Here is a 24,132-nt window from a genome sequence, read left to right on the forward strand (position 1 = left end):
TGAAAAGTGAAAAGTGAAAAGTGAAAAGTGAAAAGTGAAAAGTGAAAAGTGAAAAGTGAAAAGTGAAAAGTGAAAAGTGAAAAGGGGGGGCGAGTGATTCGCTCCCCTTTTTTTAGTGGCTACCGGGAATGGTTTTGACCTTGCGGGACAAAGATGGTATAAAACCCTTTCTTTTTGCGAAACAATCACGTTCCTGGAGGATATCATGAGCTTTACTGACTACCACGTAGCTGACCTTTCCCTTGCACCCTGGGGGCGCAAGGAGATGATTATCGCCGAAACCGAGATGCCGGGGCTCATGGCGATCCGCGAGGAGTTTGCCGCGGCGAAGCCCCTCAAGGGTGCCCGTATTGCCGGTTCGCTCCACATGACCATCCAGACCGCCATGCTCATCGAAACCCTGACGGTGCTGGGGGCCGAGGTGCGCTGGGCCTCGTGCAACATCTTCTCAACCCAGGATCACGCTGCGGCCGCCATCGCCGCAGCCGGCATCCCGGTCTTCGCCTTCAAGGGTGAGTCCCTGGCGGACTACTGGGAATTCACCCACCGGATATTCGAATGGCACGACGGCGGCGCCCCCAACATGATCCTGGACGACGGCGGCGATGCCACCCTGCTGATGCATCTGGGGAGCGATGCAGAGAAAGATCCTTCCGTCATCGCCAATCCCACCTGCGAAGAGGAGGAATTCCTGTTCGCCTCCATCAAAAAGCGGCTGGCTGAGAAGCCGGGGTGGTACGCGAAAACCGCCGCCGCCATCAAGGGGGTCACCGAGGAGACCACCACCGGCGTCCACCGGCTCTACCAGATGCACGAGAAGGGGCGGCTCAAGTTTCCCGCCATCAACGTCAACGACTCGGTCACCAAGTCCAAGTTCGACAATATCTATGGCTGCCGCGAATCTCTCGTTGATGGCATCAAGCGGGCCACCGACGTCATGGTTGCCGGCAAGGTTGCGGTCATCTGCGGCTATGGCGAGGTGGGCAAAGGTTCGGCCCAGGCGCTGCGTGGCCTCCAGGCCCAGGTCTGGGTGACGGAGATCGATCCGATCTGCGCCCTCCAGGCGGCCATGGAAGGGTACAAGGTGGTGACCATGGAGTATGCCGCCGACAAGGCTGACATCTTCGTTACCGCCACCGGCAACTACCACGTCATTACCCATGAGCACATGAAGCGGATGAAGCACAACGCCATTGTCTGCAACATCGGCCACTTTGACAACGAGATCGAGGTGGCAGCCCTCAAACAGTATACCTGGGAGAACATCAAGCCCCAGGTGGACCACATCATCTTCCCCGACGGCAAAAGACTCATCCTCCTGGCGGAAGGCCGCCTTGTCAACCTCGGCTGCGCCACCGGCCATCCTTCCTACGTCATGTCCTCCTCCTTCGCCAACCAGACCCTGGCCCAGATGGAGCTCTACTGCAATCCGGGCAAGTACCCGGTGGGGGTCTACATCCTTCCCAAGCATCTGGATGAAAAGGTGGCCCGGCTCCAGCTCCGGACCCTCGGTGCCATGCTCACCGAGCTGACCGACGAGCAGGCGGCATACCTTGGGCTGCCGAAGGAAGGGCCGTACAAGACCGACCATTACCGGTATTAATGTAATGGATCCCTTCTCCCTCTGGGAGAGGGGCTGCAGTGAACAGGGCCGTCGGAGAGCATTCTCCGGCGGCTTTTTTCTTGGTAACTATCCGATATTGCAATGTGATTTTTTGTTGGCAAGGCATATGCAAATTTACATAACCGGAAAAGTTGAGGATAAGTGTAAAACGTTGTTCGGTTTGGTTGTTGTCCCTTATGGAGGAGTGTAATGTGGTAGGAACGGGGAGGGATTTCCGCTAAATTACGTAATGGTCGTACGTCTTATTGCGTAGTTTCTGGTTTGTAATGATAATGACACGTGTCCCTGTCTTTCCGGGTGTGAGTTTTTTGTTTTCTCGTTTTGTATAACATTCTGATTGTCTCGGTCAAATGTGTTCAGCTTAGAGGATAGTGAAAAGGAGGGTGTATGAAAGGTTTACGTGGTTTCTGGAGCCGGATCATTCCGGTGGTAACGTTTCTGGTGCTGCTCGTCGGCGTGGCGTCGGCCCATGCCTGGAACATCAGCGGCACAATCAGCAACACGAGCGGCCGGACGGGGCGGGTCTACCTGTACCTCCAGCAGCAGTACGGCGGCGATACGGGACTCGGCCTGAGTATCGGTTCCACTGCTCCCACCTGGCCCAATTTCCAGATCCGAGGTGTCCCCAGCGGCAGCTACATCCTTAAGGCGTTCGTGGACGGGTCAGGCACTGGTGTTCCCCATCCCAATGACCCGACCTGGACCTCTCCCGGAACGATAACCATCTCCAATGGCGATTACACGCTCAACAGCACCACTACCGTCACCTTCACTTCCCGCCCGAATGTTGCTCCGGTGGCGCCAGCCGGAGCCATGATCCTTCCCGGCGCCAATGGCGCCTTCGTTGGTTGGGACGAGCCGAGGGATGGCAACGGCAACAAGATTGCCGACTCCTACAAGATCTACTGGTCAACCACAAGCTCCACGCCGAAGACGACGAACCCCTTGCAATACATTGCTGTTCCCGGTGGTGACAACGCCTTTGCCCTTTTAAACGTCAGTAACGGTACTCCCCTCTATGTCCAGGCAGCCGCCTTGGTCGGCACCACGGAATCGGCAGCCAGCCCGGTCGCCTCGACGACCATCAATCCGCCGGCAACAGGTGTGACGGTCTCCGGTACGGTCAACCTGTCGGGGATATCAGCTCCCACGGGGAACCTCTATGTAGCCTTGGTGCCGAGCGATGGGCCGCCGGCAGCCGTCGCCTGGGTGGCCAACCCTCCCCAGCTTTCCAACCCCTTCACCATATCCGGTGTGCCCGACGGGACCTATTCCCTCTACGCCCTGGGCGATGCGAACGGTGACGGGAAAATCGGCTCCGGCGATTATATGACCTCCGACCAGCAGGCGCTGGTGATCACCGTGGCGGGATCTTCTCTCACGGGCCAGACGGTCACCCTGGACGGCAGCAAGTCCTCTCCGTTCCTCACTACCAGTCATTACCAGGATTCCAATACGCCGCCCAACGACAGTTACAACGTGGTCATCGGTGCCCGCTCCATGACGGAGGTCCTGACGAATATCACGGTGACGGGCGGCCCTTCCGCTAACGGGCTTACCTATCCCATGGACCTCGGCATCAGCAGTTGGGGAGGGTTCCAGTCGTGGCTCAACGTCAACAACAACCGCCCCCAGGCGACCGATGCCTACAACGTGGCGATCAAGTATGCCGGCATAACGACGGCGGATACGGTCACCCTCAATCCAACGGTGGTCCTTGACAGCTTCGCGACTCCTACGGTGCCCCAGGGATATTTTACCTGGCCGATGCCGGACTCGAATCCTCTTACTTTCTCCTGGACTGCGCCGGCATCTCCTCCAGCCCAGTATACCTACTCCATGTGGGCCAATATCCCTGGCTTTAACTATAATTACAACAATATGCCGAGCAGTACGCTGTCGCAATCTGTTTCGGGATTGACAATCAACGACGGAAGCCGGAACGAGTGGACCATTTCCGTTCAGGACGCGGCCGGCAACCAGGCGCAGAAGAGCACCTGGTTCGTTTCTACTTCCAAGCCGGCCATTGCCACCTTTACCCCGACTACCGTGCTGCCGGGTGACACGGTGACCATCAGCGGATTCAATTTCAATACCACTGCCGGGAACAACAAAGTCATTTTCGGTTGCGGTGCAGAGGCAACGGCGGCAACCGCGACCGCGACCCAACTGACGGTGGTCGTTCCGACGAATGCCTGTAACTTCAATCTTCAGGTACAGGATACCTCAACCGGCAAGACCAGCGACAACAGTGCCGCGCAGCTCAACGTCCTGCAGACCCTCCAGATCAATGGTATGGTCACCGATGCCGGGACGATGGCCGGCATCACGGGTGCCACCGTCACCGCCTCCTTTACCCTCAATGGGACGCCCCACACGCCCAGCACCACCACCTCCTCCGGCAACTACGCCCTGAATGGTGTCGTCCCCCAGAACACGGATTTCACCCTTGGCTTCAGTGCCACTGGCTATGCGCCGGCCTACACCGGGACCATTAACACCAATCAGTTCAACCTGAGCCAGAACATGGCGCTTTACCCCGCTGCAAGCTTCACCGCCTGGAATGGTGGCGACACCACAACGGGAGTGATCCGCGGCCGGGTATACGACGCCACGAACACCGCCAACGGTGTCGCGGGGGTAGCGGTCAGTTCCACCTCTGGGACCGTCATGTATGACAACGGCAGCGGTACGCCGGTCGCCGGCACCTCTACCGGTGCCAACGGGGTTTTCTATATCACCCATCTGCTTGGTTCCGCAACGGTCACAGCTGCGAAGACCGGCTACCAGATCAATTCCGTCATGGCGAGCGGCTATGCCGGTGCCGTTACCAATGTGGATATGCCGGCGGCTTCCATCATCTCCGTTTCCGGGTCGGTCATCGACAACGCCGGTAATCTCCTGGGCAATATTTCGATAGAACAACTGGGCAGCACCAACACGGCCACCTCCGCTCCCGACGGTACCTTTACCCTCAACAACATTCCGTCCAGCGGCTTTGAACTGAGGATGAGCCAAGGGGCCACCTACGTACCGGTCTACACCGGCTGGCTCAACAGCCCGTCCAACGTGACGCTGCCGTATTCCTACAGGCTCTTGACCCCGACTGAAGTCTCCACCGTCCTCGGCGTTACCACCGGCAAGGGGGCCATCCTCGGCCGGCTCGTAAACAGTGCCAATCTCGCCGTTGCCATCAGCGGCGGGACTGTTACCGCGTACGGACCGAGTCCGAGCTATGTTGTCCGCTACTTTGATTCCGTTACCGGGCAGTTCACCGGCACGACGGCAACCGATGCCAGCGGTATGTTTCTGGTGAGGGACGTGGAAGATGGGGCGAATATCGGCATCAATGCAAACATTGGGACGGGTGGCAATGGCTTCCTGAACGTCACCACCCATGCCCCTGGCGTGTCGGAGATTGCGGTGCAGTGCAATGTGCCGCAAGTGGCGTTTAGTTGGCTCACTTCCCCTTCTGCCATTACGGTGACGACGACAACGTCGACGCCAAATATCTATGGCCAGGTGACGGTGTGGAATGTTACGACCGCAGGACCGGGGCCGGTAGCCGGCCTGGTTGGCGAAGTGGGGTACGGGCCCCAGGGGACCGATCCCAGCAGTCCGTCCTGGATCTGGAAGACGGCAACCTATAACACCCAACAGGGAGGGAACCACGAGTATGTAACGAACCTTTCCGTGACGACCGCCGGTTCCTACGACTACGCCTATCGCTTTTCCTACTTCGGTGGGCCGTATGTCTATGGTGATCTGACTGGTTCCAATGACGGGTACAGTAGTGCCAATGCCGGCAAACTGACGGTCAACCCCGCTGCCGGCAATACGGCTGCCAAGATCGGCATTTTCAGCGACGGCTACTGGTACCTGGATGCAAACCAGAGCTGGGCATGGGACGGTACGCCTACGGACAAACTCGGACTTTTCGGTCTGGGAATTGCCGGGGCAATTCCCGTGGTGGGTGACTGGAACGGCGACGGCAAGACCGAGATCGGGGTGTTCGTTGACGGCATCTGGTATCTCGATATGAACGGCAACGGCCAGTGGGATGGCGAGGGGATCGACGTCATGGGGATGTTCGGCGTCGGAGTCTCCAATGCAATTCCCGTGGTGGGTGACTGGAACGGCGACGGCAAGACAAAGATAGGTATCTATGCTGACGGCATCTGGTATCTGGACATGAACCAGAACTGGGCCTGGGACGGGGAAGGGACAGATGTCCGAGGCGTGTTCGGTGTCGGTCTTCCCAATGCCAAGCCGGTGGTCGGGGACTGGACCGGCGACCACATAACCAAGATCGGGGTCTACAGCGATGGAAACTGGTTCCTGGACAAGAACCACAACTGGGCCTGGGACGGAGCCCCAACCGACACGTTCGGCGTGTTCGGCGTCGGCCTTTCCAACGCGGTCCCGGTGACCGGAGACTGGACCGGGGACGGCATTACCAAGATCGGCATATACAGCGAAGGGAACTGGTTCCTGGACAAGAGCAACAACTGGGCCTGGGACGGCGAGCCTACGGACATCTACGGGATGTTCGGCGTCGGCCTCGGCAACGCGGTTCCGGTGGTGGGGAACTGGTAACGAAGCATAAGTCGACCTAAATCAAAGGGCTTGGTGTTTGCCAAGACCAGCTGGCAGATAAAAATCCCCGCCTAGGCGGGGATTTTTTTATGCTGGTGTGGCGGAAAACAGTCACGGCGGCGGGTCTGGGACTTGTCGTTGGGCTCGGGCTTTACTTTGACAGAAAAGGTCCTGCATGGCTTGGTCTGCATCCGGAACAGAGGCTGCGCTTTTCTGGTAACAACATCTGCCAAGGTATCGGTGCAGGCCATCAAAAGCAAACTGGCCGACGGCGACAAGCTGTGCAGGAGGGTGGGTTACGGTGGCTTTCGGGGATGTCCTACGGTGCCGTCACCTGCACCACGGCACTCTCCTCACCGTTCTGGTTGACGACCTGGAGGCGGAAGTTCTTGGGGGTGGAGTCGTAGGGATGGCGTTCGTAGACAAGGCGGTTGCAATCGAAGTAGATGAGCCGCTCCCGTTCGCCGGCCGGACCGCTGCTGCTCCCCAGCCGCTTGCCGTCAACGGTGAGCACCGATCCCTGTAGGAAGTTGCGCCCCTCGATGATCAGTTCATAGTAGTTGACGTAATCATTCCCCTGGGAAACGCTCGTTACTTCGGGTCGGCTGTTGATCATGAGGGCCAGGGGGATGGTCATGGTGTCCTCGGGGTTTTTCACCTGGATCTGGTGGAGCCCGCCGGCTACGGTGGGGGTGGTGAAGGAGAGGGCCTCCTCGGAGCCGAAGCGGCTGGCGATAACCGCCCCGTCGAAGAGGACCTGGGATCCTTCCTGGAAGTTGCGGCCGGTGAGGGTGACGTCCCGTTCCCGGCCGGTGGCGCAGCTCTGGATTGTGTCCGGCGTGAGGGAGAGGGCGACCGGCTTGAGGGGCATGACGGTGAAGGAGTATGTCTTGCTGGTGGTGCCGTCTTCCCGGCGCAGATAGATGGCGTAGAGACCGGGTGCCAGCCTGGGAATATCGAAGTTGAGCTGCCTTGCACCGATGACCCGGGGCTGAATCTCGTTGCTGCCGAGGAAAACGGTGGTCGTGTCGGAGAACCCTGCTCCGGAGAGGGTGACGTTGTTACCCGGTTCACCCTGGGTAGGGACAATGCTGAGGATGGAAATGGCGGGACGTTTGTCCTGGCCTGCCGGTTTGGAATTTGCGGATTTCTGGGCCAGCTGCTTACCGGCGGCCGGGGCGGTGACCGGGATCGCCATGAGCAGCAGGACGGAAACTGCTACGAACCGTATGGGCACGGCGGTTTCTCCTTTCGCGGTAACTGCATGCGACATGCTCCACCGCAATTAAAACACGGTCGCCCGGCTTGTCAACGGTTTACCGTCAGGGTCAGCCAGACCCCGATTGCGGCGAAGATGGCGTTGGCGGCCCAGGCGGCAATAAGGGGGGGAAGAACTCCCCCCTGGCCGAAGGTGATGAGGGTAGAGTTGATGACGAAGAAGCCGAAACCTATGAGGATGCTCAGGCCGATACCGACGGCGATGCCGCTGGAACGCCCGCTTTTCAGGGCGAAGGGGATGCCGAGGAACGCCATGACCAGGGTGGAAAAAGGGAGTGACAGCCGGGAGTGCATCTGGGTAAGGTAACGGGTGGCATCATACCCGCCGCTCTGGAGTTTCTCGCAGTAGTTGCGCAGGGCGATGAATCCCATGTTGTCGGCATACTTTTCCAGGACCTTGAGGTCGGCGGGTTTGAGTTGCAGTTGTACCGGTAATTCGGCAACGGTCCGTGTCGCGGTTACGTTGCCGTTGGCGAAGTCCCGGATGGTCACATTCCGGAACAGCCAGCCGTTGTCGGAGAGGGACCCCGTGCCGGCGTCGATGCGCCGGACCGGCCGCATGTCGGGAGCCAGTTGCCAGAAAGTTATCCCCTGAAGGGTCCGGGTGGCGGGGACGAAAAGCCGGGACTGGAGCAGGATGTTCTCTTCCCGGTGCCAGATGTTGCTCTGACGGAAAAAGGTGTCGGCGCTCTTTTTCTTGATGAGAATGTTTTCTATCTGGTCAAGCCGCGCGTTGGAGCGGGGGACGATGAATTCTCCGTTCAGGAGAACCGCCAGGCTGATGAGCAGGGCGGTGGCCAGGAGGGGGATACTTATGCGGACAAGGCCGACGCCGCAACTTCTCATGGCGATTATTTCGCTGTTTTTTGCCAGCGTGCCGAGGGTCAGCATGGTTGCCATCAGGGTAGCGAGGGGGGCGACCTGGTTGACCATTTCCGGGATCTTTACGGCGAAGTAAAGGGCGAGGTGCTGCAATTCAGGCTCGTACTTGGCAAGCCTGGTGACTTTTTCCAGGAAGTCGATCACCAAGTAGATGGCAATGAACGAGCCGCCACAGAGGCAGATCATCCGCAGGTAGACGGTGGTGATGTAGCGGCTGAGAATTCTCATGGCGTTCTTCCGGTAGTGAAGGCATGACGGATTCTGCGCCCTGCTTCCGCCAGCGCCGTGAACAGGTAGAGACGCCGCTCCTCTGCGGTCTGGTGAAACAGGTAGATGCCGAAGGCAACGAACAGGAGGTTGGGAGACCACATGGCAACCAGCGGTGTCACCATCCCTCGTTCACCCATGGCCTTGAAGGCTGTAAGAATGACATAGTAGACGATCAGCACGCCGATGCTGAGCGAAAAACCGGCCCCCTTGCCGGAGCGCTGGTTCTGAATGCCGAGGGGTATGGCGATCAGGGCAAAAACGAAACAGGCAAAGGGGAGTGAAAAGCGTCGCTGTACTTCCAGCTCCATGTCGGTGCGGAGCTTGCGGTCAAGGCGGGGCGAATTGATGTTTGCATACAGTTCGGACAGGCTCATGTCCATCTCGTTTTTCAGTACTTCCTGCGTAGCCTGGGGAATGTTTATCTTCAGGTCGTATTCCTGGAATTCCACCAGTCGGTAGCCGGTTTTCCCGACCGGGCGGTGAATTCCGCCGTTATAGAGGAGGAGGCGTATCTCCCGGGTTGCGGGATCCGAAAAAATTACGCCTGAGGAGGCAAAAATGGTTGACGGTTCGGCGGGGTTCCGGTCGTCCTGGATGAGAATGCCGGTGATGCGCTGGTCCTGGGGGGAATAGCGGTTGAGGTAGAGCATCAGGCCGGGAAAGTCATCGATGAAAACCTGTTCCTTGAGGGCCTTTGCCCCCCTTTCCTCGGCGATGCTCGTCACGAGTCGCCTGAAGGATGTGTTTCCCCAGGGGATGCCGTAGAGAGTTACGAGGGTAGTCGCTATATAGGCGAAGAGTGCGAAGGCGATAACGGGGGGAAGCAGGCCGTAGAGGCTTATGCCGCAGGCCTTCATGGCAGTTACCTCGCTGTCAGCCGAAAGCCGGCCGAAAGCCAGCAGCACCGCCAGCAGCACCGCCATCGGGATCGTGACGAGACAGAAGTAGGGAAGCAGATAGACGACCATCCAGAGAACGTCGCTGAAGGGAACCCCCTTTGCCACCACCATGTCGGCCAGCTTCAGAAGACGGCCCATGAGGAGGACGGAGGTGAAGGTTGTCATGCCGAGCAGGAACGGCACGCTTATTTCCCTGAAAAGATAGCGGTAGAGGGTGGCTTTCATAACCGGGGCATGATACATGAGATGGGGGGGGAAGTAAAGAGCGGGCGGCTTTGCGGGGGAAGCCGACGGCTGTGTCTTGACGTCTGCGGGTTGTGGTTGTATCAGTGCCCTTTCTGCAGCGGCACGAAATGCTTGTTGACTATGGCCTGCCCCTCTTTGGAGAGCATGAAAGATATGAACTGCCGTTCCTCGTTCCTCGGAGGGCTTTCCCTCACGAGCTGCAGCGGGATGGTGATGGGGTACCTGCCGGAGGCGATGTTGTCGGGGGTCGGTGCATAGTCGTTCATCATCACGACCTTGAGTCTTTTGCCGAAAGCCGGGTCCAGTGACGGGAATATGCCGAGATTGACGACGCAGATGCCATTTTCCGTACGGGCAGTATGTTTCAGCTGGTCCAGCGGGGACTCAATCTGCTTCAGCCCCTTGGCATAAGGTGCTCCGCCCATCACTATCTTTCGGAGCATCTCCACCGCAGCTCGTCCGCCGTTCGGGTCCTCGATGGTTGCTGCGATGGGGGCGTTTTCCCCTCCGACCTCCCGCCAGTTGGTGATCCTGCCAGTGAAAATGCCCTTGAGTTGTGCCGTTGAAAGGTTCTTGACCGGATTGTTCTGGTGGACAAAGATGCCGAGCGTATCGTAGCCGATGGTGATCGCGACCAGATTCCTGGCTTTTTCGGCGGGTGCTATCGGCCTTGTCAGTCCTGCCAGAGAGGCTTTTCCTTGCAGCAGCGCCTTGATTCCCTTGCCGGAGCCGGCTGTGTCGATGGACGTGAATTTTATGCCGGTCTTTTTTTCAAATGCATGGGAGGCGCCGGCCTGGAGGATGCCGATGCCGATGGAGATGGAGCCGCTGTAGTCGATGGTCCCCGCCGCACGCGCAGCGGACGTTAGAAAAAAAACGCTTACTGCCGCCATCGCAGCTGCAGACCATGCCCCGCAGAAAAATGTCTTGGTAATAAATATTCTCAAAGTGATATTTCCAAATACTCAGTTTTCCCAATCAGGTCCTTGAAAAATGGACGTTTTTGGTTGCGGTACGTTAGCAAATATTTGTTCGTAATACAAGCTTATTATAATAGTGTTTGTTAATATTGTTTTGTTCATCTTTGTTGAGGGATGGACTTGCTTCGCCGGGACGCGACGGTAAATTCTCCTTGCCAAACGGAAGCGCCTTGTGATATACAGAAATGCTTTTCAAATTCGCACGCACCCTTTGTGGCCCGGTGGTGTCCGCATGGCGCGGATTCCGGGAGAATGGGGGTGCGGAGGGAAAACCAAAAGGAGAAAAAACATGTCCAACATCACCATGAAGGAACTGCTGGAGGCCGGCGTCCATTTCGGCCACCAGACCAAGCGCTGGAACCCGAAGATGAAGCCGTACATCTTCGGCGCCCGTAACGGCATCTACATCATCGACCTGCAGAAGACGGTCCGCCTCTTCAAGAATGCCTACAACTACGTCGTTGATTCGGCCCGTTCCGGCGAAACCATGCTGTTTGTCGGGACGAAGAAGCAGGCCCAGGACGCGGTGGCAGAAGAGGCCTCACGCTGTGGCATGTACTACGTGAACCAGCGCTGGCTGGGGGGGATGCTGACCAATTTCGCCACCGTCAAGCAGAGTATTGACCGGCTCAAGAAACTCGACGCCATGTTTGCCGACGGCACCATCGATGCGTATACCAAGAAAGAGGCGTTGCAGCTCGAAAAAGAGCGGGAGAAGCTGGAAAAGACCCTCGGCGGCATCAAGGGGATGGGGAAACTCCCCGGAATGCTGTTCGTCATCGATCCGAAGAACGAAGAAATCGCCGTTGCGGAAGCGAAGAAACTCGGCATTCCCGTTGTGGCGATCGTCGACACCAACTGCGATCCCGACAGCATCGACTACGTCATACCGGGTAACGACGATGCCATTCGCGCCATCCGCCTGCTGACCAGCAAGATGGCCGATGCGATGACGGAAGGTGGCCAGGCCCGGAATATGGATCTGCAGGCCGACAAGTCAGGCGACGAGCAGGCTGAAGCCGCTGAAGTCGCCGCCGCCGAACCGGCTGCCGAAGCCTGATTCTGCCCTGCAAGGGGCGCGTGACATACTACCTGTCAGGCCCGCTACGGGCCGTTATGAACTGGAGGATATCGTGAGCATTACAGCAGCACAGGTTAACGAACTGAGAAAAGCGACCGGCGCCGGCCTGATGGATTGCAAGAAAGCACTGACGGAGACCGGTGGTGACCACGAGCAGGCCATCGACTACCTGCGCAAGAAGGGGCTGGCCGCTGCATCCAAAAAGGCTGGCCGGGCTGCCACGGAAGGGCTGGTCGGTTCCTACATCCATGCCGGCGGCAAGATCGGCGTGCTCGTGGAAGTGAACTGCGAGACCGATTTCGTGGCCAAGAACGAGAATTTCCAAGCTTTTGTCAAAGACGTCGCCATGCACATCGCCGCTGCCGGACCGCAGTTCGTGCGCCGCGAAGAGGTCACTTCCGACGTTCTGGAGCGGGAGAAGGAGATTTACCGGGCCAAGGCACGGGAAACCGGCAAGCCGGAGAACATCATCGAGAAAATCATCGAGGGGCAGGTCAACAAATTCTTTGCCGACATCTGCCTCATGGAGCAGGCCTACGTGAAGGACCCGGACAAGACCATCCAGACCTACCTGAACGAGACCATCGCCACCATCGGCGAGAATATCTCCATCCGGCGTTTCGCCCGGTTCGTCCTCGGCGAAGGTTTGGCCAAGAAAGAAAGCGACTTCGCCGCTGAGGTTGCTGCCACGGCCGGCCTTTAGAGTCAAGCCAACAGCCGGCCAGTCACATGGCCGGCTTTTTTGTGCACTATACCTGACAAGCGGAGAAAACATGGCGAAACCCTACTACAAGCGGGTGCTGTTGAAGCTTTCCGGTGAAGCCCTCGCCGGCGACCAGGGGTACGGTATCGATCCCCTCATCATCACAACCATTGCCAACGAGGTCAAGGAGGTGGTAGCGTGCGGGGTCGAGCTCGCGCTGGTGATCGGCGGCGGCAATATTTTCCGCGGGCTGGCGGCGTCCTCCAAGGGGATGGACCGGGCCAGCGCCGACTACATGGGGATGCTCGCCACCATGATCAACTCCCTTGCCATGCAGGATGCCCTGGAGAAGATCGGCGTCGACACCCGCGTCCAGTCCGCCATCGCCATGCAGGAAGTTGCTGAGCCGTATATCCGCCGCCGGGCAATCCGCCATCTGGAAAAGGGGCGGGTGGTCATCTTCGGGGCCGGTACCGGGAATCCCTATTTTACTACCGATACGGCGGCAAGTCTGCGGGCCATGGAGATCGGTGCCGAGGTTATTCTCAAGGGGACCAAGGTGGACGGGGTCTACTCCGCCGACCCGAAAAAGGATGCGACCGCGGTCAAGTATTCTACCCTTACCTATCTGGAAGTCCTGAAAAAGGGGCTCCAGGTCATGGATGCCACCGCGACCTCCCTCTGCATGGACAACAGTCTTCCCATCATAGTGTTCGATATCACGACCGACGGCAACGTGACGAAGGTGGTGTGCGGCGAGGATATCGGCACCATCGTGAAAGGAGCATAGCATGACCAAGAACGTTATCTCCGCCATGGACGTCCACATGGACAAGACCATTGACGCCCTGCGCAAGGAATTCCAGAAAATCCGTACCGGCCGTGCTTCGACGGCGCTTCTCGATGACGTGAAGATAGACTATTACGGCAACCCGTCTCCCCTCAGCCAGGTGGCGACCCTGGCCGTTCCCGAAGCACGGACCATTACCATCCAGCCATGGGAAGCAAAGATGATCCCGATCATCGAAAAGGCGATCATGAACGCCAACCTGGGGTTGACGCCGGCCAATGACGGCAAGGTGATACGCCTCAACCTCCCCCCCCTCACCGAGGAACGCCGCAAGGATATCGTCAAGCAGTTGAAGAAGATGGGGGAAGAATCCAAGGTGGCGTTGCGCAACATCCGCCGGGATGCCATCGACGACCTGAAAAAGCTGGAGAAGGACAAGAAGATATCCGAAGACGATCTGAAACGGGCGGAGAAGGAAGTCCAGGACCACACCGACAAGCACGTCGCAAAGGTTGACGAGGTGGTGGCGCACAAGGAAAAGGAAGTCATGGAAGTTTAGAGCACTATTTGCCCGCAAGCGAAGGGAGGATATACCTCCCTTTTTTGCTTGCGAAGTATCCGTAATTATGATTAAATCCCCTGCACCCCTGTGTTCATGGGGATTTTTTGTTTTAGGGGTTGTATGCACACCTTGAATCCCGACAGGCTCCCCCGTCATCTGGCCGTTATCATGGACGGGAACGGACGGTGGGCCAAACAGCGCATGCTGCGACGGATAGTCGGTCATCAGCGGGGGGTGGAAACCGTCAGGCTTATCGTCGAGGAATGCTCCACTCTCGGCATCGGGTATTTGACGCTCTACGCCTTTTCGACCGAGAACTGGCTCCGTCCCAAGAGCGAAGTCACGGCCCTGATGACGCTCCTCAAGAAGTACATCCGTTCCGAAACCCCCCGCATGATGAAAAACAACATCCGTTTCAATGTGATCGGCGACCGTTCCGAACTGCCGCCGGACGTGGAGCGCGAGGTGACGGACGCTCTGACCCAGACCGCCTCCAACAGTGGCATGGTGCTGACCCTGGCGCTTTCCTACGGGTCACGCCAGGAAATCGTCCGGGCTGCCCGGCAGCTGGCAGGCGACATGGCTGCCGGAAGGATTACTCTCGACGAGGTCGATGAGACGCTCTTCAACGGCTATCTCTATACCGCCGACATGCCCGACCCGGACCTGCTTATCCGGACCAGTGGCGAGATGCGCATCAGCAATTTCCTCCTCTGGCAGCTGGCGTACACTGAGCTGTATTACTGCGACGTCAACTGGCCCGATTTCGGGAAGAAGGAACTGCACCGGGCGCTTCACGATTACCAGGCCCGTGAACGGCGCTTCGGCCAGACCAGCGACCAGCTGCAGAAAAGGAGCTGAGTATCAAACGGTTACTGACAGCGGCAGTGGCACTCCCCCTCCTTATCCTCCTCATTCTCAAGGGGAGCGCGTTTCTCTTCGCCTGTTTCGTTCTGCTCCTCACCTTCCTGGGGCTGACGGAGTTCTATGGCATGGCGCTTCCGGAGAGGAGGCTCGAAGGGATACTGGCTTCACTGCTCGGCTCTCTCCTCCCCCTGGCCATGATCGGTACTGACCCCCTTCGCTTCCCGGCGCTCCTGACCCTCATTGTCCTGCTCTTTGCGCTCCATTTCCTGTTTCGCTTCCGGGATATCCGGCTGGCAGCAGGGGAGACCGCGCTGCTCTGTTTCGGCTTTCTCTATGTGCCGCTTCTCCTTGGCCATCTCGTTCTGCTCCGAATGGCGCCCCATGGGGTCCAGTGGATATTCCTCCTTCTCGTGATAGTCATGACCGGCGACAGTGCGGCATACTACGTGGGGAGCAGTTGGGGGAAGCGGAAACTCTACCCGGCGGTCAGCCCGAAGAAGAGCATCGAGGGGGCACTGGGGGGGGTGGCCGGCAGCCTGGCAGGAGCGCTTGGGCTCAGGTTTCTCTGGTTCCCCGAACTGGCAGTGGTCGACTGTCTTGTCGTGACCCTTTTGGCTGCTCCGCTCGGACAGCTGGGTGACCTGTTCGAATCGCTTCTGAAGCGGAGTTGCGGGGTCAAGGATTCGGGTGTGATCATTCCTGGCCATGGCGGCATCCTGGACCGTCTCGACAGCATACTGTTCGCCGCACCGGTACTCTTTTACTACCTGCACTACGTCATCCAGCGCGGATAATCCATCCCGTCCACAGAGGGGATTTATGAAAAAACTGAGCATACTCGGCTCCACCGGCTCCATCGGCGTGAGTACCCTGGAGATCGTCGCCGCCCACCGTGACCGCTTCCAGGTGGTGGCACTCACGGCGGGGAACAATCTGGAACTGCTGAAGGAGCAGATCGAGGCGTTCTCCCCCCGGTTGGTGGCGGTCATGACCGAGGAGCTGGCGGAAACGCTCCGGCGGATGCTCCCCGACCCGAAACCGGAAATACTTGCCGGTGTGCCGGGGCTCATAGCCGCCGCCACCACCAGCGAAACGGAGATGGTGGTGGCAGCCATCGTCGGTGCCGCCGGGCTGGTGCCGACCGCGGCAGCCATCAAGGCGGGGAAGGACGTAGCCCTGGCCAACAAGGAAACCCTGGTGACCGCCGGTCACCTCATCATGGGGATGGTGGCAGAGAAGGGGGTAAAGCTCTATCCCGTCGACAGCGAGCACAGCGCCGTTTTCCAGTCCATCGAGGGGCACCGGAACGAGGATATCAAAAAGATCATTCTGACCGCTTCGGGAGGACCGTTCCTCTCCTGGCCGGCGGAGCGGCTTGCCGACGTCACCATTGCCGATGCCTTGAACCACCCCAACTGGAGCATGGGGAAAAAGATCACCATCGATTCCGCCACCATGATGAACAAGGGGCTGGAGGTGATCGAGGCGCGCTGGCTCTTCGATGTGCCGGCAGCCAGGATCGATGTCAATATCCATCCCCAGAGCATCATCCACTCCATGGTGGAGTACATAGACGGCTGCGTCATCGCCCAGCTCGGCACGCCGGACATGAAGGCTCCCATTGCCTATGCCCTTTCCTATCCCGGACGGGTCGCGACCGGGGTAGCTCCCCTGGATCTGACCCGTTTTTCCGGGCTCACCTTTTTCCGGCCGGATCTGGCAAAGTTTCGCTGCCTGAAACTCGCCTATGACGCGCTTGACGCGGGAGAGAGCATGCCGGCAGTCCTGAATGCCGCTAACGAAGTGGCAGTGGAGGCCTTTCTCGCGGGGCGTATCCGGTTCGTCGATATACCGGCCGCCATCGAACGGACCATGTCCTTACACCAGCCCCATACCCTCGGCACTATTGAGGAGGTCCTCTTCGTCGACCGCTGGGCGCGGGATAAGACGCGGGAACTGCTGCACATCAGTGACTAGGGAACGGTCGGCACGTTTGTACTGCTGACCGCTTTCCGCTTCCCGGCTTTGAGGTTTTTTATGACCAGTATCATCTCTGCAATCATAGTCCTCGGTGTCCTCATCTTCGTTCACGAACTGGGACACTTTCTCTTCGCCAAACTGTTCGACGTCGGCGTGGAGAAGTTTTCCCTCGGTTTCGGCACTAAGATTGTCGGCTTCAGGAAAGGGGAGACCGAGTACCTGATCTCCGCATTCCCCCTTGGCGGCTACGTGAAGATGATCGGGGAGAACGGCGAAGGAGAACTCTCCGAAGCGGACCAGGCTCGCTCGTTTGCGGCCAAACCCCCTCTGCAGCGAATCGCCATCGTGGCGGCAGGACCGGTATTCAACCTGCTGTTCGCCTATCTGCTCTTCATCCTGATTTACATGGCAGGCGTGCCGGCGGCCACCACCAAGATCGGCGAGGTCATCAAGGACAAGCCGGCTGCCCGGGCGGGCCTCATGGCCAACGATGTGGTGACCGCCATCGACGGCAAACCGGTACAGCGCTGGGACGAGCTGGCAAAGACCATCGCCGAGGGGAAGGGGCAACCGGTGGAGTTGCAGGTTCGGCGCGGCGAAACCACCCTGACCATCCGGGTCACTCCGGAGTCGAGGAGCGGCAAGAACCTCTTCGGCGAGACGGTGACGTCGCCGGTCATCGGTGTGGTGGCGGCTGGCGAGATCATCACCGACCGGTTCGGGCCGCTTGACGCCTTTGTGAAGGGGAGCGCCCAGACCTGGAACGTCATCAAGCTGACCATGCTGTCGCTGGTCAAACTGGTGGAGCGTGCCATCCCTCTCGATACCATCGGCGGGCCGATCATGATCGCCAAAATGGCAGGGCAGCAGGCGGCGGCTGGCGGTGTGAGCTTTCTTGCCTTCATGGCTCTTCTTTCCGTCAATCTCGGCATCCTCAATCTTCTGCCCGTCCCTATTCTGGATGGCGGCCACCTGTTCTTCTATTTCTGGGAACTTGTTTTCCGCCGCCCGGTCAGCATGAAGACCCGGGAAATCGCCCAGCAGATCGGTCTGGTCCTGCTCATCGGTCTCATGGTACTTGCCTTCTACAACGACATTGCCCGCTATTTTCTCGGCCAGGGATAGACGAATCCGGCAAAAGTCCATCTGCTACGTTACGCTCCTCCTTTGTCGCTGCGGCGTAGCCGTGCTACGCCTTACCCCTCAGGACTCGCACGCCTTGCCTCTGGAGCTTTTTCCGAATTCGTCGATAGAACTTCATCTGAACGCTTGAGAAAAATATCATGAAACTTCTTGCCATCGACACCTCCACGAACACCTGCAGCGTTGCCCTATCCTGTGACGGGCGGCTGGTGGGAGAGTACCTGCTGGAGATGCAACGGACCCTGTCGGAGCGGTTGCTGGACGGCGTCGAACTGCTCCTGACAGGTGCAGGGTTGACGGTGCAGGATATGGACGGGTTCGGCGTTGCCCTCGGCCCCGGCTCGTTCACCGGCCTCCGCATCGGGATCGCCACGGTGAAAGGGCTGGCGCTGGCCACGGGGAAGCCGGTGGCCGGTTTCTCCTCCCTGGCCATGCTGGCCATGAATCTCCCCTGGGCCGACGCGCCCGTCTGCCCCATGTTCGACGCCCGCAAGAAGGAGGTCTACACGGGGCTCTACCGTTGTCGGGAGTTACCGGAACCTGTTATTTCCGACTGCGTGCTTTCTCCGGAAGCATTTCTGGAGCAACTGGATGGCCCTGTCATTTTCGTTGGCGATGGTGCCGTTCGGTACCGGGAACGTATCGAGTCCCGCCTTGGTGCCCGGGCACGCTTCGCACCGGCAAGCGTCACCCAGCCCAGAGCTGCAGCAGGTGCTCTTCTGGCGGAAGCGGAGTTCGCCCATGGCGCATCCGTTACGGCAGCGGCTCTCGCCCCCCTTTATATCCGCCCCTCTGAGGCGGAACTGGCCCGGTTACAGAGAGAAACCCCATAACATCATTCTATTCGTATTGACAGCTGTCGGTGAATGTATTATTGTTCCAATTTCACTCTTTACGACAAGTAACTCCTGTTAATTCCAGCGAATTTTTGATTTCTTCAAGCTTTGTTTGACGTCACCGAAATCCGTATTCAGTAGAGAGGCACCCCAGCATGCGCAGCGATACGATAAAAAAAGGTCTTGAGCGGACTCCGCACCGGGCGCTCCTCAAAGGGACCGGTATGCCCCAGAGTGCTCTGGAAAAGCCGTTCATCGGCGTGGCCACCAGTTTTACCGACCTGATCCCCGGTCATGTGGGGATGCGGGACCTGGAACGGTTCATCGAGAAGGGGGTTCACTCCGGCGGCGGCTATTCCCTGTTTTTCGGTATTCCGGGCGTCTGTGACGGGATAGCCATGGGGCACAAGGGGATGCACTACTCCCTTCCCACCCGCGAACTCATCGCCGACATGGTGGAATCGGTGGCCGAAGCGCATCGCCTCGACGGCCTGGTGCTCCTCACCAACTGCGACAAGATTACCCCCGGCATGCTCATGGCGGCTGCACGGCTCGACATCCCCTGCATCGTGGTGACGGCCGGGCCGATGATGAGCGGACGCGGCGAGGCGGGACGCAAGTATTCCTTCGTCACCGATACCTTCGAGGCGATGGCCCGTTACAAGGCAGGGGTCATTGATGCAAAGGAACTGGCGGTCTGCGAGGACAATGCCTGTCCCGGTATGGGATCGTGCCAGGGGCTCTTCACCGCCAACACCATGGCAATTCTCACCGAGACCCTCGGCATGAGTCTTCCCCGCTGCGGAACCGCCCTCGCCGTGTCAGCCCTGAAGCGGCGGATTGCCTTCGCCTCTGGGGAAAAAATTGTCGAGCTGGTCACCAACAACGTTACGCCGCGGCAGATCATGACCCGCGCCGCCTTCGAGAACGCCATCAGGGTGGACCTCGCGCTCGGCGGCTCGTCCAACACGGTCCTCCACCTGTTGGCTATCGCCCGGGAGGCGGGAGTGGATCTTCCGCTGGAGACCTTCGACATCCTGGCCAAGGAAACCCCCCAGCTCTCCTCCATGAACCCGGCCGGCGAGTTTTTCATGGAAGACCTGGACGCGGCAGGGGGTGTGGCCGGGGTGCTGAAGCAGCTGGGCGACAAGGTGAAGGAGAGTCGGACCGTCATGGGGCTCACCACCCTGCAACTGGCTGCCAGCGTGGAAAATGTCGATGAGCAGGTGATTCACCCCCTGACCGACCCGGTCAAGAAGGAGGGTGGGATCGCGGTGCTGTTCGGCAACATTGCGCCCAAGGGGGCCGTGGTGAAGCAGTCGGGGGTGTCCGCCGCCATGATGAACTTCGAGGGGACGGCCCGCTGCTTCGATGCCGAGGAACAGGCCATGGCCGCTATTATGGAGGGGCGCATAGTCTCTGGCGATGTGGTGGTCATCCGGTACGAAGGGCCTAAAGGTGGTCCTGGCATGCGGGAGATGCTCGCCCCCACCGCCGCCATCATGGGGATGGGGCTGGGGGATTCGGTTGCGCTCATCACCGACGGGCGTTTCTCCGGCGGGACCCGGGGGCCGTGCATCGGCCACATCTCCCCCGAGGCTGCCGAAGGCGGCCCCATCGCCCTCGTGGAGGACGGCGACCGGATTCGTCTCGATATTCCGAACCGGAAGCTGGAGCTCCTGGTGGACGAGGCGACGCTCACGGCCCGTCGGGCAGGCTGGTCTGCTCCCGAACCGAAGATAAAGACCGGCTGGCTGGCACGCTATGCGAAAGTGGTGACGTCGGCCCACACCGGAGCTGTCACGACAGCGGACTAGCGAGAATTTTCGCCGCAGGGACACAAAGAGAGCAAAGGTTTATTTTTCACAGCCGAAGTCATTACCCTTAGACGAGGGAGAACCCATATGAAGATGAACGGTGCACGCATATTGCTGGAGTGTCTCAAGCTGGAGGGGGTGGAGACGGTGTTCGGCTACCCGGGGGGGACGGTCATCAACCTCTATGATGAACTGTTCTCGTTCAAGGCTATCCGTCACATCCTTCCCCGTCATGAACAGGCCGGGGTCCATGCGGCTGACGGCTACGCCCGTGCCACCGGCAAGGTCGGTGTCGCCATTGCCACCTCGGGGCCCGGCGCCACCAATACCATCACCGGTATTGCCACCGCCTACATGGATTCCATCCCGCTGGTGATCATAACGGGGCAGGTCCCGACTGCCCTCATCGGCAATGACGCCTTCCAGGAGGTGGACATCATCGGCATCACCCGTCCCTGCACCAAGCACAACTTCCTGGTCAAGGATGTGAAGGATCTGGCGACCATCGTCAAGAAGGCTTTCTATATTGCCCGGAGCGGCCGTCCCGGCCCGGTCCTCATCGATCTCCCCAAGGATGTCCAGATAGCTACGACGGAGTTTTCCTATCCGGAGAGCGTTGATATTCGCGGTTACAAGCCGACCGTCGAAGGTCATCCTCGTCAGATAGAGAAAGCGGTTTCCATGATCCTGGCTTCCCGGAAGCCGCTGATCTACGTGGGGGGAGGTGTGGTCCTGGCCAACGGGGCCGAGGAGTTGACCGATCTGGCACGAAAGCTGGGTGTTCCGGTTACCACGACCCTCATGGGGCTCGGCTCGTTTCCGGAGAATGACCCCCTTTCCGTTGGTCTTCTCGGCATGCACGGCACCTACTGCGCAAACATGGCGGTGACCAACTGCGACCTGCTCGTTGCGGTCGGGGCCCGCTTCGATGACCGGGTTACCGGCAAGATCGCCACCTTTGCCCCCCATGCCAAGATCATCCATGTGGACGTGGACCCGACCTCCATCAAGAAGAACGTCCGGGTTGATCTCCCCATCGTCGGCGACGTGAAGGGCGTCCTCTCCCGGATGCTGAAGGTGGCGGCAGAGCAGTCTGCCAAGGTGAAGGCGTTTGCCAAGGATCTCGCTCCCTGGCGCGGTGAGATTGAGGCGTGGCGTGTAAAGCACCCCCTCGGCTACAAGTCGTCGACGTCGGTCATCAAACCCCAGCTGGTGATCCAGAAACTGCGGGAGCTTTCCGACCCTGACGCCATCGTGGCCACCGACGTGGGTCAGCATCAGATGTGGACCGCCCAGTTCTTCCAGTTCAACAAGCCCAGGACCCTCCTCTCCTCGGGGGGGCTCGGCACCATGGGGTACGGGCTCCCCGCTGCCATGGGCGCCCAGGCGGCATTCCCCAAACGGCAGGTCATGGTCATCTGCGGTGACGGCGGATTCCAGATGAACATGCAGGAGATCGCCACCCTGGTGCAGAACCGCCTGCCGGTGAAGATCGTCATCCTCAACAACAACTTCCTCGGTATGGTGCGGCAGTGGCAGGAGCTTTTCTTCGACAAACGCTACTCCCAGACCTGCATGGAGCTTCCCATCGATTTCGTCAAGCTGGCCGAGGCCTTTGGCGCCAAGGGGTTGCGGGCGACCAAGCCGGCCGAGGTCGAGAGCGTGATCAAGGAAGGGTTCAAGATTCCCGGGCCGGTCATCATGGAGTTCAAGATCGCCCGGGAGGAGAAGGTGCTTCCCATGGTTCCTGCCGGGGCTTCACTCAACGAAATGGTCCTGAACGCCTGATCAGTTAACGGTCGGTGCAGGGCGCTACTTACTGCGTCCTTTCTGGGCAACAGGTACTGCCCTTAAAATGAATGTGGAGGTCTTCCTATGTTGCACACCATTACCGTGCTGGTTGAAAACGAGTTCGGGGTCCTGTCACGGGTGGCCGGCCTCTTCTCCGGGCGCGGCTTCAATATCGATTCCCTTTCGGTGGCCCCCACCAACGAGGAAACCTTGTCCCGCATGACCATCGTCACCCGGGGGGACGATCAGATACTGGAGCAGATCACCAAGCAGCTCAACAAGCTGATCGACGTGATCAAGGTGATCGACTTCACCGACGGGAGCGCCATAGAGCGGGAGATGGCCCTTATCAAGGTGACGGCGGAGGATGTAAGCCGGGCGGAAGTGCTCCGGATCGTCGATATCTTCCGGGCCAAGATCATCGACGTGACCCCCAAGTCGTATACCATTGAGGCGACTGGCGCGCCGGCCAAGATAGATGCCATCCTGGAGCTGCTCCGACCCCTCGGACTGAAGGAGCTGGTGAGGACGGGGCCGGTGGCGATAGGGCGGGGAGCCAAGGGCTGGAAAGGGTAGCAACCGCCAGGATGAAAAATCGACAGTTGCATTGTGCATAGAGGAATTTATACAGATTCATTACGAATCAACATCACATGGAGGCAAGAAATGAAGATCTATTACGACAAAGACTGCGACCTGAGCATACTCAAGGGGAAGAAGGTGGCGATCATCGGCTACGGTTCCCAGGGGCATGCCCATGCCAATAACCTGAAGGATTCCGGCATCGACGTGGTTGTCGGGCTCAAGTCTGATTCCTCTTCGGTTAAGAAGGCTGCCAATGCCGGTCTTACCGTTCTCTCCACCCAGGAGGCGGCAAAAGTGGCGGATGTGGTCATGATACTCCTCCCCGACGAAATACAGGGGGATGTCTACCGCGAGGAGATCGGTCCGTACCTCAAGCAGGGAGCCTACCTGGCGTTCAGCCACGGCTTCAACATCCACTTCGGCCAGATCGTGCCGCGTCCCGACATAAACGTCATCATGATCGCTCCCAAGGGACCGGGGCACCTGGTTCGCCACGAATACCAGAAAGGGGGCGGCGTCCCCTCTCTTATCGCGATTCATCACGATCCGGCCGGGAACTCCAAGGCGGTGGCCCTTGCCTATGCCTCGGCCAACGGCGGCGGGCGTGCCGGCATCATAGAGACCTCCTTCAAGGAAGAGACCGAAACCGACCTGTTCGGTGAGCAGGCGGTTCTCTGCGGCGGCATTTCCGCCCTGATCCAGGCCGGCTTCGAGACCCTGGTGGAGGCAGGTTATGCTCCGGAGATGGCCTACTTCGAGTGTCTCCACGAGACCAAGCTGATCGTCGACCTGATCTACGAGGGAGGCATCGCCAACATGCGCTACTCCATCTCCAACACTGCCGAGTACGGTGACTTGACCCGCGGCCCGCGCGTCATCACTGACGAGACCAAGAAGGAGATGAAGAAAATCCTGACCGAGATCCAGACGGGTGAGTTTGCCAAGGAGTGGATGCTGGAGAACAAGGCCAACAAGCCGGTCTTCAGTGCCCTTCGCCGCAAGGGTGCGGAGCACCAGATCGAGGACGTTGGTGCACGTCTCCGTTCCATGATGGCCTGGATCGGCGCCTCCAAGATCGTGGACAAGTCCAAGAACTAGCGGTCAGCAACTGGCAACCGGAAGGCCGGGCGGGGGAATTGCGTATAATTCCTTGCAGCCCGGCCTTTTTCTGGTTACTATAGCGCAGTTTGTTTCGCTCCAAA

At 59.0% G+C, this 24,132-nt stretch carries 19 protein-coding genes; 15 read left to right on the forward strand and 4 right to left on the reverse strand.

The window, feature by feature from the left end; translation table 11 throughout:
- The first annotated feature begins 205 nt into the window (after window positions 1-205).
- Window positions 206-1,603, forward strand: coding sequence for an adenosylhomocysteinase (gene ahcY / locus KI810_RS14325; protein ID WP_214176253.1), 1,398 nt, complete (start codon window positions 206-208; stop codon window positions 1,601-1,603).
- Between the two features lie 408 nt (window positions 1,604-2,011).
- Window positions 2,012-6,220, forward strand: a complete 4,209-nt coding sequence (locus tag KI810_RS14330) for a beta strand repeat-containing protein (protein WP_214176254.1) — start codon at window positions 2,012-2,014, stop codon at window positions 6,218-6,220.
- Between the two features lie 319 nt (window positions 6,221-6,539).
- On the opposite strand, the gene KI810_RS14335 is transcribed toward KI810_RS14330, so the two are convergent.
- The 4 genes from KI810_RS14335 to KI810_RS14350 all read right to left on the reverse strand — a co-directional run bounded on the left by KI810_RS14335 (window position 6,540) and on the right by KI810_RS14350 (window position 10,688).
- Complete coding sequence (locus KI810_RS14335) at window positions 6,540-7,457, reverse strand: IPT/TIG domain-containing protein (protein WP_343213512.1); 918 nt, start codon at window positions 7,455-7,457, stop codon at window positions 6,540-6,542.
- 71 nt (window positions 7,458-7,528) lie between these two features.
- On the reverse strand, window positions 7,529-8,608 hold the full coding sequence (gene lptG / locus KI810_RS14340; RefSeq protein WP_214176256.1) for an LPS export ABC transporter permease LptG: 1,080 nt from the start codon (window positions 8,606-8,608) through the stop codon (window positions 7,529-7,531).
- Entirely contained in the window at window positions 8,605-9,774 is a 1,170-nt protein-coding gene (gene lptF / locus KI810_RS14345; RefSeq protein ID WP_214176257.1) for an LPS export ABC transporter permease LptF, read from the reverse strand. The genes lptG and lptF overlap by 4 nt, the downstream gene beginning before the upstream one ends.
- Window positions 9,775-9,875: 101 nt before the next feature.
- The gene (locus KI810_RS14350) at window positions 9,876-10,688 is read right to left on the reverse strand and encodes a phosphate ABC transporter substrate-binding protein (protein WP_214176258.1); all 813 of its coding nucleotides are present in this window, start codon (window positions 10,686-10,688) and stop codon (window positions 9,876-9,878) included.
- 376 nt (window positions 10,689-11,064) lie between these two features.
- Here KI810_RS14350 and rpsB point away from each other — a divergent pair, with 376 nt between their 5' ends.
- The 13 genes from rpsB (at window position 11,065) to ilvC (ending at window position 24,028) form a co-directional block, all read left to right on the forward strand.
- Window positions 11,065-11,835, forward strand: a complete 771-nt coding sequence (gene rpsB / locus KI810_RS14355; RefSeq protein ID WP_214176259.1) for a 30S ribosomal protein S2 — start codon at window positions 11,065-11,067, stop codon at window positions 11,833-11,835.
- 73 nt (window positions 11,836-11,908) lie between these two features.
- Window positions 11,909-12,559 (forward strand): translation elongation factor Ts, encoded by a 651-nt coding sequence (tsf, locus tag KI810_RS14360; RefSeq protein ID WP_214176260.1) that lies wholly within the window; start codon window positions 11,909-11,911, stop codon window positions 12,557-12,559.
- Between the two features lie 70 nt (window positions 12,560-12,629).
- Entirely contained in the window at window positions 12,630-13,349 is a 720-nt protein-coding gene (gene pyrH / locus KI810_RS14365; protein ID WP_214176261.1) for a UMP kinase, read from the forward strand.
- A gap of 1 nt (window position 13,350) precedes the next feature.
- The gene (gene frr / locus KI810_RS14370; RefSeq protein ID WP_214176262.1) at window positions 13,351-13,908 is read left to right on the forward strand and encodes a ribosome recycling factor; all 558 of its coding nucleotides are present in this window, start codon (window positions 13,351-13,353) and stop codon (window positions 13,906-13,908) included.
- Between the two features lie 123 nt (window positions 13,909-14,031).
- Entirely contained in the window at window positions 14,032-14,772 is a 741-nt protein-coding gene (uppS, locus tag KI810_RS14375; RefSeq protein ID WP_214176263.1) for an undecaprenyl pyrophosphate synthase, read from the forward strand.
- A gap of 2 nt (window positions 14,773-14,774) precedes the next feature.
- Window positions 14,775-15,572: a phosphatidate cytidylyltransferase gene (locus KI810_RS14380; protein ID WP_214176352.1), complete on the forward strand. Its 798-nt coding sequence runs from the start codon at window positions 14,775-14,777 to the stop codon at window positions 15,570-15,572.
- A 25-nt stretch (window positions 15,573-15,597) separates the two neighbouring features.
- The gene (locus tag KI810_RS14385; protein WP_214176264.1) at window positions 15,598-16,755 is read left to right on the forward strand and encodes a 1-deoxy-D-xylulose-5-phosphate reductoisomerase; all 1,158 of its coding nucleotides are present in this window, start codon (window positions 15,598-15,600) and stop codon (window positions 16,753-16,755) included.
- Between the two features lie 60 nt (window positions 16,756-16,815).
- Window positions 16,816-17,883, forward strand: coding sequence for an RIP metalloprotease RseP (rseP, locus tag KI810_RS14390; RefSeq protein ID WP_214176265.1), 1,068 nt, complete (start codon window positions 16,816-16,818; stop codon window positions 17,881-17,883).
- A 158-nt stretch (window positions 17,884-18,041) separates the two neighbouring features.
- Window positions 18,042-18,734: a tRNA (adenosine(37)-N6)-threonylcarbamoyltransferase complex dimerization subunit type 1 TsaB gene (tsaB, locus tag KI810_RS14395; protein WP_214176266.1), complete on the forward strand. Its 693-nt coding sequence runs from the start codon at window positions 18,042-18,044 to the stop codon at window positions 18,732-18,734.
- A gap of 158 nt (window positions 18,735-18,892) precedes the next feature.
- A complete protein-coding gene (ilvD, locus tag KI810_RS14400) occupies window positions 18,893-20,554 on the forward strand; it encodes a dihydroxy-acid dehydratase (RefSeq protein WP_214176267.1) in 1,662 nt (553 codons plus the stop codon).
- A gap of 87 nt (window positions 20,555-20,641) precedes the next feature.
- A complete protein-coding gene (gene ilvB / locus KI810_RS14405) occupies window positions 20,642-22,342 on the forward strand; it encodes a biosynthetic-type acetolactate synthase large subunit (RefSeq protein WP_214176268.1) in 1,701 nt (566 codons plus the stop codon).
- 87 nt (window positions 22,343-22,429) lie between these two features.
- Window positions 22,430-22,921, forward strand: coding sequence for an acetolactate synthase small subunit (gene ilvN, locus KI810_RS14410; protein ID WP_214176269.1), 492 nt, complete (start codon window positions 22,430-22,432; stop codon window positions 22,919-22,921).
- Window positions 22,922-23,011: 90 nt separating this feature from the next.
- A complete protein-coding gene (gene ilvC / locus KI810_RS14415) occupies window positions 23,012-24,028 on the forward strand; it encodes a ketol-acid reductoisomerase (RefSeq protein ID WP_214176270.1) in 1,017 nt (338 codons plus the stop codon).
- The last annotated feature ends 104 nt before the right edge of the window (window positions 24,029-24,132 follow it).

Origin of the sequence: Geomobilimonas luticola (assembly GCF_018476905.1) — a bacterium.
Classification (GTDB): Bacteria; Desulfobacterota; Desulfuromonadia; order Geobacterales; family Geobacteraceae; genus Geomobilimonas; species Geomobilimonas luticola.